Source organism: Pantoea sp. GbtcB22, from assembly GCF_019091025.1.
In the GTDB taxonomy this organism is placed as follows: Bacteria; Pseudomonadota; Gammaproteobacteria; order Enterobacterales; family Enterobacteriaceae; genus Pantoea; species Pantoea leporis.
Genome location: NZ_JAGXKB010000009.1, coordinates 207,127 through 224,416, shown reverse-complemented (window position 1 = coordinate 224,416; position 17,290 = coordinate 207,127). Strand labels below are relative to the sequence as shown.

The 17,290-nt window shown below is 55.9% G+C and carries 11 protein-coding genes; 5 read left to right on the top strand and 6 right to left on the bottom strand.

All coding sequences use genetic code 11. The features are described 5' to 3' along the window. The first annotated feature begins 366 nt into the window (after positions 1-366). The 4 genes from metA (at position 367) to aceK (ending at position 6,270) form a co-directional block, all read left to right on the top strand. Positions 367-1,296: a homoserine O-succinyltransferase gene (gene metA, locus KVT28_RS22275; RefSeq protein WP_101763126.1), complete on the top strand. Its 930-nt coding sequence runs from the start codon at positions 367-369 to the stop codon at positions 1,294-1,296. Between the two features lie 266 nt (positions 1,297-1,562). Beyond that, positions 1,563-3,161, top strand: a complete 1,599-nt coding sequence (gene aceB / locus KVT28_RS22270) for a malate synthase A (protein ID WP_101763125.1) — start codon at positions 1,563-1,565, stop codon at positions 3,159-3,161. Positions 3,162-3,177: 16 nt separating this feature from the next. Further along, positions 3,178-4,479 (top strand): isocitrate lyase, encoded by a 1,302-nt coding sequence (gene aceA, locus KVT28_RS22265; protein ID WP_101763124.1) that lies wholly within the window; start codon positions 3,178-3,180, stop codon positions 4,477-4,479. A gap of 57 nt (positions 4,480-4,536) precedes the next feature. Further along, the gene (gene aceK, locus KVT28_RS22260; RefSeq protein ID WP_217550107.1) at positions 4,537-6,270 is read left to right on the top strand and encodes a bifunctional isocitrate dehydrogenase kinase/phosphatase; all 1,734 of its coding nucleotides are present in this window, start codon (positions 4,537-4,539) and stop codon (positions 6,268-6,270) included. On the opposite strand, the gene iclR is transcribed toward aceK, so the two are convergent. Next, positions 6,267-7,100, bottom strand: coding sequence for a glyoxylate bypass operon transcriptional repressor IclR (gene iclR / locus KVT28_RS22255; RefSeq protein ID WP_101763122.1), 834 nt, complete (start codon positions 7,098-7,100; stop codon positions 6,267-6,269). The two genes, aceK and iclR, sit on opposite strands and share 4 nt — an antisense overlap. A gap of 197 nt (positions 7,101-7,297) precedes the next feature. On the opposite strand from iclR, the gene metH reads away from it, so the two are divergent. Beyond that, positions 7,298-10,981 (top strand): methionine synthase, encoded by a 3,684-nt coding sequence (metH, locus tag KVT28_RS22250; protein ID WP_217550105.1) that lies wholly within the window; start codon positions 7,298-7,300, stop codon positions 10,979-10,981. Between the two features lie 97 nt (positions 10,982-11,078). Here the strand turns inward: metH and KVT28_RS22245 are convergent, their stop codons facing one another. The 5 genes from KVT28_RS22245 to pgi all read right to left on the bottom strand — a co-directional run bounded on the left by KVT28_RS22245 (position 11,079) and on the right by pgi (position 17,042). Then, positions 11,079-13,169, bottom strand: coding sequence for a YjbH domain-containing protein (locus KVT28_RS22245; protein ID WP_110868117.1), 2,091 nt, complete (start codon positions 13,167-13,169; stop codon positions 11,079-11,081). Then, positions 13,169-13,906, bottom strand: a complete 738-nt coding sequence (locus tag KVT28_RS22240; RefSeq protein WP_217550103.1) for a capsule biosynthesis GfcC family protein — start codon at positions 13,904-13,906, stop codon at positions 13,169-13,171. The genes KVT28_RS22245 and KVT28_RS22240 overlap by 1 nt, the downstream gene beginning before the upstream one ends. Then, positions 13,903-14,550: a YjbF family lipoprotein gene (locus KVT28_RS22235; protein WP_217550101.1), complete on the bottom strand. Its 648-nt coding sequence runs from the start codon at positions 14,548-14,550 to the stop codon at positions 13,903-13,905. The genes KVT28_RS22240 and KVT28_RS22235 overlap by 4 nt, the downstream gene beginning before the upstream one ends. A gap of 73 nt (positions 14,551-14,623) precedes the next feature. Then, positions 14,624-14,872, bottom strand: a complete 249-nt coding sequence (gene yjbE, locus KVT28_RS22230; RefSeq protein WP_101763117.1) for an exopolysaccharide production protein YjbE — start codon at positions 14,870-14,872, stop codon at positions 14,624-14,626. A 523-nt stretch (positions 14,873-15,395) separates the two neighbouring features. Continuing rightward, a complete protein-coding gene (gene pgi / locus KVT28_RS22225; RefSeq protein WP_217550099.1) occupies positions 15,396-17,042 on the bottom strand; it encodes a glucose-6-phosphate isomerase in 1,647 nt (548 codons plus the stop codon). Positions 17,043-17,290: the final 248 nt, after the last annotated feature.

Here is a 17,290-nt window from a genome sequence, read left to right as displayed (position 1 = left end):
AGAAGTGAAACGCCGTAGCGCCGATGGTAGTGTGGGGCCTCCCCATGCGAGAGTAGGGAACTGCCAGGCATCAAATAAGTGAAGAAGCCCCGGACGAAAGTCCGGGGCTTTTTTACGTCTGAGATCAGCTAAAATCGCATAGAATAGAGCGATTCAGTGTATGAAAATCACGCAAATCTCACCTCAAACTTTCATTTCAAGAAGCTGATCCAGCATAAATACGCCACGACTTATCCCAAATCCCATCTAAAGCTGAAACATTTTCATAAACCGCATGAAGACTCGACATTCTCGACATAACAAGCTAATGTCGGGCATCTGGATGTCTAAACGTTTATACGGTTATCAGTAAGAGGTGAGTAGGTTATGCCAATCAGGATTCCCGACGAATTACCGGCAGTGAATTTTTTGCGTGATGAAAACGTCTTTGTCATGACGTCGTCGCGCGCCAGTGTTCAGGAGATCCGTCCGCTAAAAGTGCTGATTCTTAACCTGATGCCAAAGAAGATTGAGACAGAAAATCAGTTCCTGCGTCTGCTCTCTAACTCACCGTTGCAGATTGATGTGCAGCTGCTGCGCATTGATAGCCGCGAGTCGCGCAACACGCCGACAGAGCATCTGAACAACTTCTACTGCAACTTCGAAGACATCCAAAACGATAACTTCGATGGACTGATTGTGACCGGCGCGCCGCTGGGATTGGTCGATTTCAATGATGTCGCTTACTGGCCGCAGATTCAGCGCGTACTGCATTGGGCGAATGAACACGTCACCTCCACGCTCTTTGTCTGTTGGGCGGTTCAGGCGGCACTCAACATTCTGTATGGCATTCCTAAGCAGACGCGGCAGAACAAATTGTCCGGTGTTTATGAGCACCAAATCCTGCATCCCCACGCCTTACTAACGCGCGGTTTTGACGACAATTTCCTGGCCCCGCATTCACGCTATGCTGATTTTCCGAGCCAGCTGATCCGCGATTACACCGATCTCGAGCTATTTGCCGAATCGGAATCCACCGGCGCATATCTGATGGCGAGCAAAGACAAGCGCCTGGCGTTTGTCACCGGCCACCCTGAGTACGATGCCCTGACGCTCTCGGGTGAGTATCATCGCGATTACGATGCTGGCCTGCAGCCGGACGTGCCGTTCAATTACTTCCCGCACGACAACCCAGAGCTGCCACCGCGCGCCACCTGGCGCAGCCACGGCAACCTGCTGTTCTCCAACTGGCTGAACTACTACGTTTACCAGATCACGCCGTTCGATCTGCGCCGGATGAATCCAACACTCGAATAGATCAAACACCTCGTTTGATCCTGCCGCGCTAGCCGAAAGCTATCGCGGCTTTTTTTTTGCCTTCAATTCACCAGTGGAAGTTATTGCCTTTAATTCGAGAGATTAAATTACATAAATATCAATCTGATAAATTAACATAAACATTAAAATGGAAATAGTTTTTGAAATTAAAATAAAAATCATTATGCTCTGATCTTGCAGGTTACAAAACACCCTACATCCGGATCCGATCGTTAAACGATGGATCACCTCAGGAGGCAGCCCGCATGACAGACTCGGTTATCAGCAATACGCTAACCTTCAGCCAGCCCTTTACCCACGAGGAAAAGCAGCTGCTTACCCCAGAAGCAATCGACTTTATACACGCATTAGTGGTGCGCTTTGCACCAGAGCGCGAACGCCTGCTGAAAGCACGCCAGCAACGACAGAAGCGTTACGATCAGGGTGAGTTACCCGGCTTTGATTCGGAAACCGCTTCCATTCGTGAAAATGCGTGGCAAGTTCGTCCTATTCCGCAGCTGCTTCAGGATCGTCGCGTAGAGATCACCGGGCCGCCGGATCGCAAAATGGTGATCAACGCGCTCAACGCGAACGTCAACGTCTTCATGGCCGATTTTGAAGATTCACTGGCGCCAACCTGGCAGAAGCTGATCGACGGACAATTAACACTGCGCGATGCCGTCAATGGCACGCTGAGCTTCACCAGTGAAACCGGCAAGATCTACCAGCTGCGCGCCAATCCGGCGCTGCTGATGTGTCGGGTGCGCGGTCTGCATCTGAATGAAAAGCATGTGGAGTGGCGCGATCGGGCCATTCCCGGCGGATTGTTCGACTTTGCGCTCTACTTTTTCCACAACGTTGAAGCGCTGCTGGAGAAGGGCCACGCGCCATGGTTCTATCTGCCGAAAACCGAGCATGCCGCTGAAGTGGCGTGGTGGCGTGAGATCTTCCGCTTCAGTGAAGATCGCTTCGATCTGCCGCGCGGCACCATCAAAGCCACGGTATTGATCGAAACGCTGCCGGCGGTATTCCAGATGGATGAGATCCTGTGGGAACTGCGCGATCACGTCGTTGGCCTGAACTGTGGCCGTTGGGATTACATCTTCAGCTACATCAAAACGCTGGGCCAGCATCCCGATCGTATCCTGCCGGATCGCCAGCAAATCAGCATGGATCAGCCATTCCTCGATGCCTATTCACGCCTGCTGATTCGAACCTGTCATCGTCGTGGTGCGCTGGCGATGGGCGGTATGTCGGCGCTGATTCCGAGCAAAGACGCGGAGCGCAATGTATGGGTGACGCAAAAGGTGCAGGAAGATAAAGCGCGAGAAGCGGGCAACGGTCACGACGGAACCTGGGTGGCGCATCCCGGCCTGGCTGATATCGCGATGGAGGAGTTTGACCGTCGGCTGGGCGATCAGCCCAACCAACTGCACATCACGCGTGAGCAGGATGCGCCAATCACCGCCGAACGTCTGCTGGCGCCCTGTCGCGGCAAGCGTACTGAAGCCGGCATGCGCGCCAATATCCGCGTGGCGCTGCAATATCTGGAAGCCTGGATCAGCGGCAACGGCTGCGTTCCGATTGATGGGTTGATGGAAGATGCCGCCACCGCTGAAATCGCCCGCACCTCCATCTGGCAATGGATTCATCACAAACAAATTCTCAGCGATGGCCAGCCGGTCACGGTGGCGCTGTTTGAACGGCTGCTGGAGGAAGAGCTGGCCACCTTGCAGCAAACCGTTGGCGCAGAACGTTTTCAAAATGGACGCTTCGACGATGCCGCCGCGCTGATGGCGCAAATTACCACCGATGACGAACTGGTTTCCTTCCTCACTCTGCCGGGCTACCGCCTGCTGCCTTGAACCTGGAGATATGACGATGAATCGTACGCAACAGATCAAACAACTGGAATCGAGCTGGAATGATGCGCGCTGGCAGGGAATTACTCGTCCGTACAGTGCGGAGGATGTGGTCAATCTGCGCGGTTCGGTCAATCCCGCCTGCACGCTGGCGGAGCGCGGTGCCACCAAACTCTGGTCGCTGCTGAATGGTGAATCGAGCAAAGGCTACATCAACAGCCTCGGCGCGTTGACCGGCGGACAAGCGGTGCAGCAGGCGAAAGCCGGCATAGAGGCGATTTACCTCTCCGGCTGGCAGGTGGCGGCAGATGCTAACCTGGCCGGGCAGATGTATCCCGACCAATCGCTGTATCCGGTGAATTCGGTGCCAAATGTGGTGGAGCGGATTAATCAGAGCTTCCAGCGAGCCGATCAAATTCAGTGGGCCAGCGGCGTATCGCCAGAAGACAGTGATTTTATTGATTACTTCCTGCCGATTGTCGCCGATGCGGAAGCGGGCTTTGGCGGCGTGCTCAATGCGTTCGAGCTGATGAAATCGATGATTCAGGCCGGTGCCGGCGCGGTGCATTTTGAAGACCAACTGGCGGCGGTGAAGAAGTGCGGCCACATGGGTGGCAAGGTATTAGTCCCAACGCAGGAAGCGATTCAGAAACTGGTGGCGGCGCGTCTGGCCGCGGACGTCATGAACGTACCGACGGTGTTGCTGGCGCGCACCGATGCGGATGCCGCCGATCTGATCACCTCAGATTGCGACCCGCGCGATGCGGCGTTTATCACCGGCGAGCGCACCTCGGAAGGCTTCTTCCGCACGCGTGCCGGGATTGAACAGGCGATCAGCCGCGGGCTAGCGTATGCGCCTTATGCCGATGTGCTGTGGTGCGAAACCTCAACGCCAGATCTGGAGATGGCGCAGCGCTTTGCCGACGCGATTCACGCGCAGTATCCCGGCAAGTTGCTGGCTTACAACTGCTCGCCTTCGTTCAACTGGAAGAAGAACCTTGACGATCGCACTATCGCCCGTTTCCAGCAGGCGCTGAGCGAAATGGGCTATCGCTTCCAGTTCATTACGCTCGCCGGAATTCACAGCATGTGGTTCAACATGTTTGACCTGGCGCACGCCTATGCACAGGGCGAAGGCATGCGCCATTACGTGGAGAAAGTGCAGCAGCCGGAGTTTGCGGCGCGCGATAAGGGTTACACCTTCTCATCGCATCAGCAGGAAGTGGGCACCGGCTATTTCGATCGCGTCACCAACGTCATCCAGGGCGGGCAATCCTCCGTGACCGCGCTGACCGGCTCCACCGAAGCCGCACAATTCTGAAGCCGTTGTAAGGTCGCCATTCAATGGCGACCACTTACCGCTAAAGGAGCGTTGCCGATGACGCCGAGAGAATCGCTGATTGCCCACACCATTCTGCAAGGTTTTGACGCGCAGTATGGCCGCTTTCTGGATATCACCGCCGGTGCGCAACAGCGCTTCGAGCAGGCCGACTGGCACGCGGTGCAGCAGGCAATGAAAGCGCGTATCCATCTTTACGATCACCATGTTGGCCTGGTCACCAACCAGCTGCGCATTCTCAATGACACTTCGGACTGGGATGACGCATTCTGGCTGCGGGTGAAAAGCCATTACGAAACCTTGCTGCCCGGCTACCCGCGCCATGAAATCGCCGAAAGCTTCTTCAATTCGGTCTATTGTCGCCTGCAGGGCCACAGCCATTTGTCGCCCGAGCGTCTGTTTATCTTGCCGTCGCAGCCCTATGCGCCCGCGCCGGTTGCGCCGCGCCCGCTGTCACGCCTCTATCGTCCGCAGCAGAATTTGGAGGAAACACTGCGTCAGGTGCTGAATGACATTCCGCTGCGTCTAACGTGGCAGGATCAAACGCGCGATATCGGCTGGATTGTGCGCCATCTGCACGAGCAGTTTGGTGCCACACAGCTGGCGACGGCGACGCTGGATGTCGCCAGCGAACTGTTTTACCGCAACAAAACCGCGTGGATAGTGGCGCGCCTGCAGCTGAGTGATGGCATGGTGCCCTGTTTGCTGCCGATTCAGCGCGATGATGCTGGCCGTTTATGGATCGATACCTGTCTCACCGACAGCGATGATGCCAGCATCGTGTTTGGTTTTGCCCGCGCCTATTTCATGGTGTACGCGCCGGTTCCGGCCGCGCTGGTGGCGTGGCTGCAACCGATTCTGCCGGGAAAAACCGTGGCAGAGCGCTACATGGCGATTGGCTGTCAGAAGCACGGTAAAACCGAATGCTACCGTGAATACCTGCACTATCTGGCGAACAGTCAGGAAGATTTCACCGTCGCACCCGGCATTCGCGGCATGGTAATGATGGTGTTCACGCTGCCGGGTTTTGATCGCGTATTTAAGGTGATCAAAGACCGCTTCGCACCGCAAAAAGAGGTCACCGATGCGCAGGTGCGCGACTGCTATCGCATGGTCAAAGAGCACGATCGCGTGGGCCGCATGGCGGATACGCAGGAGTTTGAGCACTTTGCGTTACCGCGCGCGCGTATTCCGGCCGAGCTGATGGCGGAGTTTGAGCGCGATATCCCGGAAAAGCTCGAGCTGCGCGACGATGTGGTGATCATCCGCCATTTGTGGCTGGAACGCCGCATGGAGCCGCTTAATCTGTGGCTGGCTCAGGCTTCGCCGGAACAGCGGCAGCATGCGATTGGCGAATACGGTGATGCGATTCGTCAGCTGGCGGCGGCAAATATTTTCCCCGGCGACATGCTGTACAAAAACTTTGGTATGACGCGTCATGGCCGCGTGGTGTTTTACGATTACGACGAAATCCGCCAGATGACCGAACTGGTGTTCCGCGATGTGCCGCAGGCGCGCTATGAGGAAGATGAGCTGCAGGCCGAGCCGTGGTACAGCGTCGGGCCGGATGATGTGTTCCCGGAAACCTTCCGCTATGCGCTGTGCAGCGAACCCTCGACCGGCAAACTGCTGCAGGCGCTGCATCCGCAGCTGTTTGATCCCAACTGGTGGCGCGCGCTGCAAACGCGCATCCGCGAAGGGCATATTGAAGAGGTAATTGCGTGGCGCGCCAGCCAGCGTTTCAGCGCGCGCTATGCGTCGGTGGCCGCTTAGCGGCCAGAATAGGTTTGGGTCACCTGCTTCGCGGCGCGGATCACCAGCGCTCCCAGCTCGGTGATGCGGTCGTCGGTCATGCGCGCAATCGGGCCGGAGATTGAGATGGCGGCGAAGGGTTCGCCATGTTCGTCATAAATCGGTGCCGCAACGCAGCGCAGACCCAGCGCGTGCTCTTCATCATCGTGCGAAAAGCCCATCTTACGAATCAGCGCCAGATTCTCCTTCAGGCTGTGCGGCGACATCAGCGTTTTCGGCGTGTAGTGATGCAGCCCTTTTTGATGCAGCAGCGCGGTAACTTGCTCATCGCTCAGATGCGCCAGAAACGCTTTGCCGGCGCCGGATGCATGCATCGGCAGCTTGCCGCCAATCGGCGCGGACATGCGCATCAGCTGCGTACACTGCACCTGGTCGATGATCACCGCCTGATAATCGCTGAGATCCAGCACCGCCAGATTCACCGTCTCGCCGGCATCTTCCATCAGCTTGCGCAGCAGCGGATGCACAATCGCCAGCAGATTGCGGCTCTGCAGGAAACTGCTGCCGACCACAAACGCGTGCGAACCAATGGTCCACAAACCTAAGTCGCCCACCTGATGCACAAAACCTTGCTGCTGCATGGTGGAGAGCAGGCGATGAGTGGTGGAGTTGGGTAAACCGGCCTGTTGTGCCAGTTCGGTCAGCGCCACGCTGCCGTGGGATTCGGCAATCAGCTCCAGCAGGCGCAGACCACGCGTCAAAGATTGTACTTGCCCGCCGACGGGCGCGCTGGTGGTAGCCGTTGTCGCACGCGGTTTTTTGCCGCGTTTCACGGGCGCAGGGGTTGCCATAACGTCTCCAATTCGCATCAATGCTGGAAACCATTTTCGTTTTTAACCGCATTAATGCAAACGCTGACTTTCTGGTCAGACCTGTCGTCGGCAATAGCTGAAAATGTCTCATCTGAGCTGACTTTTGATCACCTGCAAGTTGTGCCAGTATGACTGGCTGGCATATTAGCCAACGCAATGACGTGGATGGGGCGAGAGTGAGCAACAAAACAGAAATGCTGCAGCAGCAGCTGGCGCAACGCATTATGATTCTGGACGGTGGCATGGGCACCATGATCCAGAGTTATAAACTGAGTGAGCAGGATTTCCGTGGCAGCCGCTTTGCCGACTGGCCATCTGATTTGAAGGGCAACAACGATCTGTTGGTGCTAACCAAACCGGAGGTGATCCGCGAAATCCACGATGCCTATCTCGCTGCCGGCGCGGATATTCTCGAGACCAACACCTTCAACTCCACCACCATTGCGATGGCCGATTACGCGATGGAAGCGCTGTCGGCGGAGATCAACTTCGAAGCCGCCAAACTGGCGCGTGCCAGCGCCGACGCATGGACGGCGAAAACGCCGCATCGTCCGCGCTACGTGGCAGGCGTGTTGGGCCCGACCAACCGCACCTGTTCTATCTCGCCGGACGTCAACGATCCCGCCTATCGTAACGTCACCTTTAACCAGCTGGTGGAAGCTTACCGCGAATCGACGCATGCGCTGATCAAAGGCGGCTCCGACCTCATCATGATCGAAACGGTGTTCGATACCCTCAACGCCAAAGCGGCGATCTACGCGGTGCAGGCCGAGATGGAAGCGATGGGCGTGAAGCTGCCGCTGATGATCTCCGGCACCATCACCGATGCGTCCGGTCGTACGCTCTCCGGCCAAACCACCGAAGGTTTCTATAACTCGCTGCGCCACGCCGAACCGCTGTCGTTTGGCCTCAACTGTGCGCTTGGCCCGGATGAACTGCGTCAGTATGTGGCGGAGCTGTCGCGCATTGCTGAAGGCTACGTCACCGCGCACCCGAACGCCGGTTTGCCCAACGCCTTTGGTGAATACGATCTCGATGCGGCGATCATGGCTGAGCAAATTGGTGAGTGGGCGCGCGCCGGTTTCCTCAATATTATCGGCGGCTGCTGCGGCACCACGCCGGAACACATCGCGGCGATGGCGGCAGCGGTAGACGGCGTTGCGCCGCGCCAGCTGCCTGAGATTCCGGTTGCCTGTCGCTTAGCCGGGCTTGAACCGCTGAATATTCAGGCCGATTCGCTGTTCGTCAACGTCGGTGAACGCACCAACGTCACCGGCTCGGCCAAATTTAAGCGTCTGATCAAAGAAGAGAAATACAACGAAGCGCTGGATGTGGCACGCCAGCAGGTAGAGAACGGTGCGCAAATCATCGACATCAACATGGATGAAGGCATGCTGGATGCGGAAGCGGCGATGGTGCGCTTCCTCAATCTGATTGCTGGTGAGCCGGATATCGCCCGCGTGCCAATTATGATCGACTCCTCCAAATGGGAAGTGATCGAGAAAGGCCTGCAGTGCATTCAGGGCAAAGGCATTGTGAACTCTATTTCGATGAAAGAGGGCGTGGAACCGTTTATCGCGCACGCGCGCAAAGTGCGTCGCTACGGCGCAGCGATGGTGGTGATGGCGTTTGACGAAGCGGGTCAGGCGGATACGCGGGCGCGCAAAATTGAGATCTGTCGTCGCGCCTACAAGATTTTGACCGAAGAGGTCGGTTTCCCGCCAGAAGACATCATTTTCGACCCGAATATTTTTGCCGTAGCGACCGGCATTGAAGAACACAACAATTACGCGATGGACTTTATCGGTGCCTGCGAAGACATCAAGCGCGAACTGCCACACGCGATGATCTCCGGCGGCGTCTCCAACGTGTCGTTCTCGTTCCGTGGTAACGAACCGGTGCGCGAAGCGATTCACGCGGTTTTCCTCTATTACGCCATCCGCAACGGCATGGACATGGGCATCGTGAACGCCGGTCAGCTGGCGATTTACGACGATCTGCCTGCCGAACTGCGTGACGCGGTGGAAGATGTGGTGCTGAATCGTCGTGACGATGGCACCGAGCGCTTGCTGGAACTGGCGGAGAAATATCGCGGCAGCAAAAGCGACGGCGAGCAGGAGAAACAGCAGGCCGAATGGCGCAGCTGGGACGTGGTAAAACGTCTGGAATACTCGCTGGTGAAAGGCATCACCGAGTTTATTGAGCTGGATACCGAAGAGGCGCGCCAGGCAGCAGCGCGGCCGATTGAAGTGATTGAAGGGCCGCTGATGTCCGGCATGAACGTGGTTGGCGATCTGTTCGGCGAGGGCAAGATGTTCCTGCCGCAGGTGGTAAAATCAGCGCGCGTGATGAAGCAAGCGGTGGCCTATCTCGAACCTTATATTCAGGCCAGCAAAGAGGCCGGACGCAGCAACGGCAAGATTGTGCTGGCAACGGTAAAAGGCGATGTGCATGACATCGGCAAAAATATCGTCGGCGTAGTGCTGCAATGTAACAACTACGAAATCATTGACCTCGGCGTTATGGTGCCGAGTGACAAAATCCTCAAAACCGCGATTGCCGAGAACGCCGATATCATCGGGCTTTCCGGCCTGATCACGCCGTCGCTGGATGAGATGGTCAACGTCGCCAAAGAGATGGAGCGCCAGGGATTCACCATCCCGCTGCTGATTGGCGGCGCGACTACCTCGAAAGCGCATACCGCAGTGAAAATCGAGCAGAACTATAGCGGACCAACGGTCTACGTGCAGAACGCCTCGCGCACCGTGGGTGTGGTGTCATCGCTGCTGTCCGAAACGCTGAAAGAAGATTTCGTGGCGCGCACGCGCAAAGAGTACGACACGGTGCGTATTCAGCACGCGCGCAAAAAGCCGCGCACGCCGCCGGTGAGCCTGCAAACTGCGCGCGATAATGATTATGTCATCGATTGGGAAAGCTATACGCCGCCGGTGGCGCACCGCCTCGGTGTGAGCCCGGTTGAAGCCAGCATTGAAACGCTGCGTAATTACATCGACTGGACGCCGTTCTTTATGACCTGGTCGCTGGCCGGCAAATATCCGCGTATCCTGGAAGATGAAGTGGTGGGCGAAGAGGCCAAACGCCTGTTTGCCGATGCCAACGCCATGCTCGATATGCTGAGCAGCACCGGCACGCTCAATCCACGCGGCGTGGTGGGGATTTTCCCGGCCAACCGTGTCGGCGATGACATTGAAATCTACAGCAACGAGAACCGCAATCAGGTGCTGTGCGTCAGTCATCACTTGCGTCAGCAGACCGAGAAAACCGACTTCGCCAACTACTGTTTAGCCGACTTTGTGGCACCGAAATCCAGCGGTAAAGCCGATTATCTCGGCGCGTTTGCGGTTACCGCCGGAATTGAGGAAGATGCGCTGGCCGAGGCGTATGACAAGCAGCACGATGATTACAACAAAATCATGGTGAAAGCGGTGTCGGATCGCCTGGCAGAAGCCTTTGCTGAATATCTGCACGAGCGCGTGCGGAAGGTGATTTGGGGCTTTGCCGCCCATGAAAATCTCAGCAACGAAGAGCTGATTCGCGAGAACTATCAGGGCATTCGTCCCGCGCCAGGTTATCCGGCTTGTCCGGAACACACTGAGAAAGCACCGATCTGGCAGCTGCTGGAGGTGGAAAAACATACCGGCATGAAGCTCACCGAGTCTTTCGCCATGTGGCCAGGCGCAGCGGTTTCCGGCTGGTACTTCAGCCATCCCGATAGCAAGTACTTCGCCGTGGCGCAGATTCAGCGCGATCAGGTGGAAGATTACGCCGCGCGTAAAGGCATGAGCGTGAGCGAAGTTGAGCGCTGGCTAGCACCCAATTTGGGTTATGACGCAGATTAATAGTCGGTAACGCGCAATAAATGGCGCCGCTACGGTATGTGCACCTCTCCGTAGCGGCGCGATTTATCGCGCGGGTTTCACACCACCCGCGCTGATGTTAATTAAACCGCGCATCACGATCTGACGTCAGGTCATACAGCTGATATTTGCGACCCAGCATCTGCCCACCATCACGCGTCAACGGCACCCAGTTTACCTGTGCGCGGCCTCGCGTTGGCGTCACGGTAAACAGATCCATCGGCACCGAAATGTAGAAGCCTTTAGTGAAGTCGCCTTCGCCATAGGCTTCCGCCGACACATTGGTTTTGGTGGCGTAGAAGCCTACCATCACGCCGCTATCAAACCGCTTCGACACATCAACGGTAACGCCTTTATCCTTCGCCAGATATTCACCGACGCTGGCTTTCACCAATACGTCCTGCATAAACCACGGACGCCAGTACGCGGTGAAATGTCCGGTTGGCGCTTTGTAATCGGTGAACTGCATCATGTTGTCCCAATCACGCTGCTTCACGTAGTTGGCATCAACCCCGAATGCCCAGTTGCTATCAATTGGACGATACAGCACTTCGCCGCCGACGCCGCCGTACATGGTTTCCAGATAACCGCCGTAAACCTGGCCGTAGAAACCGTTGCCGAGCGCCTGCATGTAGTTGGCTTGCAGATCGTTAACGTAAACGTTGTTCTCAACGTAATCACGAATATGCGTTCGCACGCGCGGCAGCGTTGAATCCGCCGGTGCGCCGTTGTAGTTGAACTTATCGTAGTTATTGGCGAGGTTGCCAAACAGGCTGCCGCCGACCAACAGGTGATCGGTAAGCCAGTAATCGGCGTTGGCCATCACGCCAACCTGATACATGTAGAAGCTTTCCGGTCCGCCGACGGACTGATTCAGCACCGGCGACAGGCTGTAGTTCAGACGATCTTTGCGGATGAAGAAACCTTGCTCGGTGGCACCGGGATCGACCGGATTTTCACGCGTCTGCTGCAGCGGCTGTTCATGCCCCAGCGGATAACCCACGAGTTCGTTATGCAGGCTGGCAACGTTGGTGCGCGTGCTCACCTGCGGCATATTGAAGCGCGACTCGGTGACGTCGATGGTATCGATGCCGGCCGGCAGGTTGTTCATGATAATGCGATTGGCGCGATCGACCCCTTCGCGCGTATCGCGATATTTGGTCTGCTCGCCGGACACATACAACGTGCTGCCTTTGGTTTGAATATGCGGGCCATTCAGTCCTGCGTTGTACTTCAGATCGGTCAGCTGGTTTGCCACTACCGTTGGCTGCAACAGATCGCCCTGCGGCTGCGGGTTGTAGGCCGGCTTCTCGCTATCGATATGCGACTGATGCAGATCGTTGAAATTGGTGCGCAGGGTAAAGCCGAACATAAAGGTGTTGCCGCGCTCGTAGCTGGCGTTGATGTCCGCCCAGTCGGTGAGGCGATAAATCGCGCCGACGTTGACCTTACTGCGCTGATCCAAACGACCGGCGAAATCATCCTGATAATCGTTGCCTTCGTACTCCAGCTTGAGGCGCAGCGGCTGCCACGGTGTTTGATACTCTACGCCGCCAAACAGCGCCGCCGGACCGTGGAACATCTGCGAGCCATTAATTGAACCCGCTTCGCCACCGCCGGTGCGGCTACAGAAGCTGTCGCTGTAGGAGCAGAACGGGTTCTTGATGGTGCCGCTGTTGCCGAGATAGCCCCAGCCCAGACCCAAGGTGAAATCGAACGGGCCCCACGCTTTGCTCGCCACCAGATATTCGCTGTCGAACAGACCGGTACCGCCTAAATCGCGTGAGCCAACCGCCACTTCTGGCAGCCAATAGCTCTCTTGCCATAGGCGCAGCTTCACATCGAAGGCTTTATCTTTATAGCTTTGGTTGCCGCTGAAACCTTCTACTGCGCTGTAACGGCGGGTACGCACATCGGTATAGCGTACGGTGGTTTCCAGCCACGGGAACAGCTGCAGCGAAGCAGAATAGTAGCGATATTGATCGTTATCGCGGAAGTTGACGCTAAATTCGCCCTCTTTCGCCATACGCGCGGTGGGCGTCTGCATCAGGCCAACGCCACCAAAATCCGATTGAGAAGGACCGACCGGTTCAGGCCAGGTTTCCGCATGCACCTGGCAAGCGGCGGAAACAGAAGCAGCCAACAGGCTGAGAAGTAATTGTTTTTTCATCAGTCTGGTATCCGGTGAGTCAGAACGGAAAGCATGCGCTCATTCAAATCGCTTTGGCCCCATGGCAAGCTCCATGAGGTGAAACCGAGCCAGATAATGCTGCCAGGTTCCACTTCGATATGGCGATGATTCCAGTAGGCAACCGGAACTTGCTGGGTGCTGCCGGACGGCGCAATCACCGTGGCATAGCTGCGTTCCGCGCCGGACAGACGATCGTGGCCTTCGAGGTAATCACGCACTTCGCGGCCCGGCTGCCAGCGCGCTTTACCCGGATTGCTCAACGCCCCCAGCACCAGCACCTGCGTCGGCTGCGCCAGCATATAGAGGTCATAGCTGCCTTGCAGCGTGCGGTTATCCTGTGGACGCAGACGCACGTCATCGGGATCGAGCGAGGTGAACTGGCGGCCCGTTACCTGCAGCGCGCCAAGCTGGTGGATAACCGAGCCGATGGTTGCGGCCAACGACTCGCCGCTGTCGGCTTGCCAGGCGCGCAGATCGGCCAGCAACTGCTTCTGTTGCTGCTGTGCTATCGCCGTTGCGCCGCGTTCGGCAATCACCGTGCCCGGCCACCAACTGCGCAGTTCAGGATGGGTGAGCAACTGACTAAGATTCTGCGCATCGTTAATTTGCAGTGTGTTTTTTCCCGGCAGATCGTGCACGGTGACTTGCGCCGCCGCCAGTGCGTGACCAGCCGTGAGCAGCGTCAATGCTGCCAGCATTGGAGTTATTTTTTTCATGATTTCGCCGGCTTCAGAATGGTGGTTTCAACGGGGAAGGCATCGGCGACCAGCATCTGGTTGGCCTGCAATACCGTGCCATCGCGGTTATCGATCCAGAAGGTGTTCTGCCACTCCGCGCCTACGTTCTCCATGCGTACGGTTTCATGCCAGACGCGGCACGGTACGCGTTCACCGGCGATATCCAGCACCGTATCGTCACCGCGCTCGAAGCGGGAAACCGCTGTGGCGGCTCGCACTTTATCTTGCTCGCGCCACTGCACTACGCGCGTCCAGCTGGCACTGTTTTGCAGATGCAGCGCATCGGCGAGCGGATCCTGCACCAGGTTACTGACGTCAGCGAGGTTGCTCGGTAAACCCAGGGTTTTGATCAGACGGCCATGCTGCATCACCAGCATCGCTTTATCCTGGGTGATCCACTTCTGTTGGCCGTTTTCGTTGTAACCGAGCACCACGAAGATGCGCGGTCCTTCATTGATGCGGGCATAGAGGCTGGCGTAGGGCAGGTTAGCAACCTGCTCGTTGGTGACCGTGACATCATCCGGGCCATTCACGGCCAGCATCACGGTTTGTTCGAGGCCTTTTTGCGTTTGTGTGCAGGCCTGCAACAACAGGCAAAGAAGTAGCAAAGAGAGTCGGCGCACGGGGTATCCCTGTCTAAATAAGCCAAGCAAAAAATAACCACACGGGTGTGTGGTTATGCTTAAAGGTGCTACATCAACGAGTGGTGCTCGTTGTGGTGGTTGTTGTTGTACCGGTATTTGCACCGTCACCGCCGCCAGAAGCAGCAATGCCGAGACCCACTAACGCACCGAGCGCGCCGATACCCACAGCGGTAGACGCGCCGGAAGAGATTGCTCCCGCCTGCGCGCCTGCTGCAGCACCAGCTTCTTCCGGCGCGGCAATCGCAGCGGAAGAAACGGCAACGTAAAGTAAGGCTGCACCGGCAACCATCAGTTTTTTCATAACAACGTTTCCTGCATTTATATGAATCAATGAATGTAGGATTTACCCAGATTTCGGGCGCGTTCAGTATAGGGCAACAAATTACCAGAGTTCAGCATGAGTAAAAGAGGGCAGGAAGTCGGGGTTTTTCTGGTGATAAATACGGCGAATTGGCGTTAGCTGCTTTTTTTTAACGCCTTTTTTCAGGCTGATAGGATAAGTGAATGGCTGCGCATTTCACGGCAGAGTTTTTCACTTTTGCACTAATTATTGGTACGGAATGGGAATAATCGGAATTTACTTATAAGGCTTAAATTAAAATCATAGATCAATCAGTTAGATAAACTATTTATCGGGCTGAATTAGGTCCATTTTTAAGCCAGGTAAGGTGCGGTAAATTGAAATGAATTACGAATTTCCTTACGCCACTTTAAGAATTTTCTAACCCTGTTTAATGCAGTAATTAATAATATTGCGAGTGAGATGGCATGGTTGACAAAGAAAAGGCGGCAATTACGCCGCCTTGTGTAAATTAGCCGGAAAATTAACGCCAGGATTTGTAGCGATTAATTAAGCCATTAGTGGAGCTATCGTGGCTGCTAATTTCAGCGTCATTTTCCAGTTCTGGCAGAATACGGTTTGCCAGCTGTTTACCCAACTCAACACCCCATTGGTCAAAGGTGAAGATGTTGAGAATCGCGCCCTGAGTGAAGATCTTGTGCTCATACAGCGCAATCAGTGAACCCAGGCTGAACGGGGTAATTTCACGCAGCAGGATGGAGTTGGTTGGGCGGTTACCTTCGAACACTTTGAACGGCACGATGTGCGCGACAGATTCGGCAGATTTACCCGCATCGGTAAACTCTTTCTCCACCACATCGCGTGACTTACCAAACGCCAGCGCTTCGGTTTGTGCGAAGAAGTTCGACAGCAGCTTTGGATGGTGATCGGTCAGCACGTTGTGGCTCAGTGCTGGTGCGATAAAGTCGCACGGAATCAGTTTGGTGCCCTGATGAATCAGCTGATAGAACGCATGCTGGCCGTTGGTGCCAGGCTCGCCCCAGATGATTGGGCCGGTCTGGTAATCCACTGGATTGCCTTCACGGTCAACGTATTTACCGTTGGATTCCATGTTGCCCTGCTGGAAGTAAGCAGCAAAGCGATGCATGTACTGATCGTACGGCAGAATCGCTTCGGTTTCGGCACCAAAGAAGTTGTTGTACCAGATACCGATCAGCGCCAGCAGCACCGGCAGGTTCTGCTCGGCAGGCGTGTTGGCGAAGTGCTTATCCATGGCGTGCGCGCCGCTCAACAGCTGCTCAAAGTTCTCGAAGCCGATGGAGAGAATGATCGACAAGCCGATAGCTGACCACAGTGAATAGCGGCCGCCAACCCAATCCCAGAACTCAAACATGTTGTCGGTATCAATACCGAACTCACCCACCGCTTTACCGTTGGTCGACAGCGCAGCGAAGTGCTTCGCCACGTGCTGCTGATCGCCCGCAGTTTTCAGGAACCAGTCACGCGCGCTGTGGGCGTTGGTCATGGTTTCTTGCGTGGTGAAGGTTTTAGATGCCACGAGGAACAGCGTGGTTTCCGGGCTGAGATCTCTCAGCGTTTCGGCGATGTGGGTGCCATCGACGTTAGAAACAAAGTGCATGTTCAGGTGGTTTTTGTACGGACGCAGCGCTTCGGTCACCATGAACGGGCCGAGGTCTGAACCGCCAATCCCGATATTCACCACGTCGGTGATGGCTTTACCGGTATAGCCTTTCCAGTCGCCGCTGATGATGCGCTCGGAGAAGCCTTTCATCTTCGCCAGCACCGCGTTGACTTCCGGCATCACATCTTTGCCGTCCACCACAATGGGCGTGTTGCTGCGGTTACGCAGCGCAACGTGCAGAACTGCACGCTCTTCGGTGCGGTTGATCTTCTCGCCAGAGAACATCGATTTGATGGCGCCTGCCAGATCGGTCTCTTTAGCCAGCGCCTGTAATTTTTCGAGGGTTTCCTCGGTGATGCGGTTTTTTGAGAAATCCACCAGCATCTGGTCATCGAAAGTGGCAGAGAATTTCGCAAAACGATCGGCATCTTGCGCAAACAGGTCGGCGATTTGCACCGATTTCATCTGCTCAAAATGCTGCTGCAGCGCTTTCCAGGCAGCGGTTTGGGTCGGATTGATATTTTTCATGGCAACACTCTAGTTGATATAAGAACCGTCATTCCATCCGGGGCGTCCTGCTGGCCCGGCATCCATAGCATTCTTGCACGGGGATGAGTATGACCACAGTTACTGGCTAAGGGAAAAAATTTGTGACCGTGGCCGCACTGTTTCAGGTAAATCCGGCAGCGATTGTCGGTGCTGCGCCAGCAGAATTCCCTGTGCCGCATCAGAAAAAAGCCGCTTTTGTCTGATTCGGACACTACTTTAGGCCGCTG

Coding starts and splice junctions, on each gene's coding strand:
- metA (WP_101763126.1), top strand. CDS start 367: ATGCCAATCAGGATTCCCGACGAATTACCGGCAGTGAATTTTTTGCGT.
- aceB (WP_101763125.1), top strand. CDS start 1,563: ATGACAGACTCGGTTATCAGCAATACGCTAACCTTCAGCCAGCCCTTT.
- aceA (WP_101763124.1), top strand. CDS start 3,178: ATGAATCGTACGCAACAGATCAAACAACTGGAATCGAGCTGGAATGAT.
- aceK (WP_217550107.1), top strand. CDS start 4,537: ATGACGCCGAGAGAATCGCTGATTGCCCACACCATTCTGCAAGGTTTT.
- iclR (WP_101763122.1), bottom strand. CDS start 7,100: ATGGCAACCCCTGCGCCCGTGAAACGCGGCAAAAAACCGCGTGCGACA.
- KVT28_RS22245 (WP_110868117.1), bottom strand. CDS start 13,169: ATGAAAAAACAATTACTTCTCAGCCTGTTGGCTGCTTCTGTTTCCGCC.
- KVT28_RS22240 (WP_217550103.1), bottom strand. CDS start 13,906: ATGAAAAAAATAACTCCAATGCTGGCAGCATTGACGCTGCTCACGGCT.
- yjbE (WP_101763117.1), bottom strand. CDS start 14,872: ATGAAAAAACTGATGGTTGCCGGTGCAGCCTTACTTTACGTTGCCGTT.
- pgi (WP_217550099.1), bottom strand. CDS start 17,042: ATGAAAAATATCAATCCGACCCAAACCGCTGCCTGGAAAGCGCTGCAG.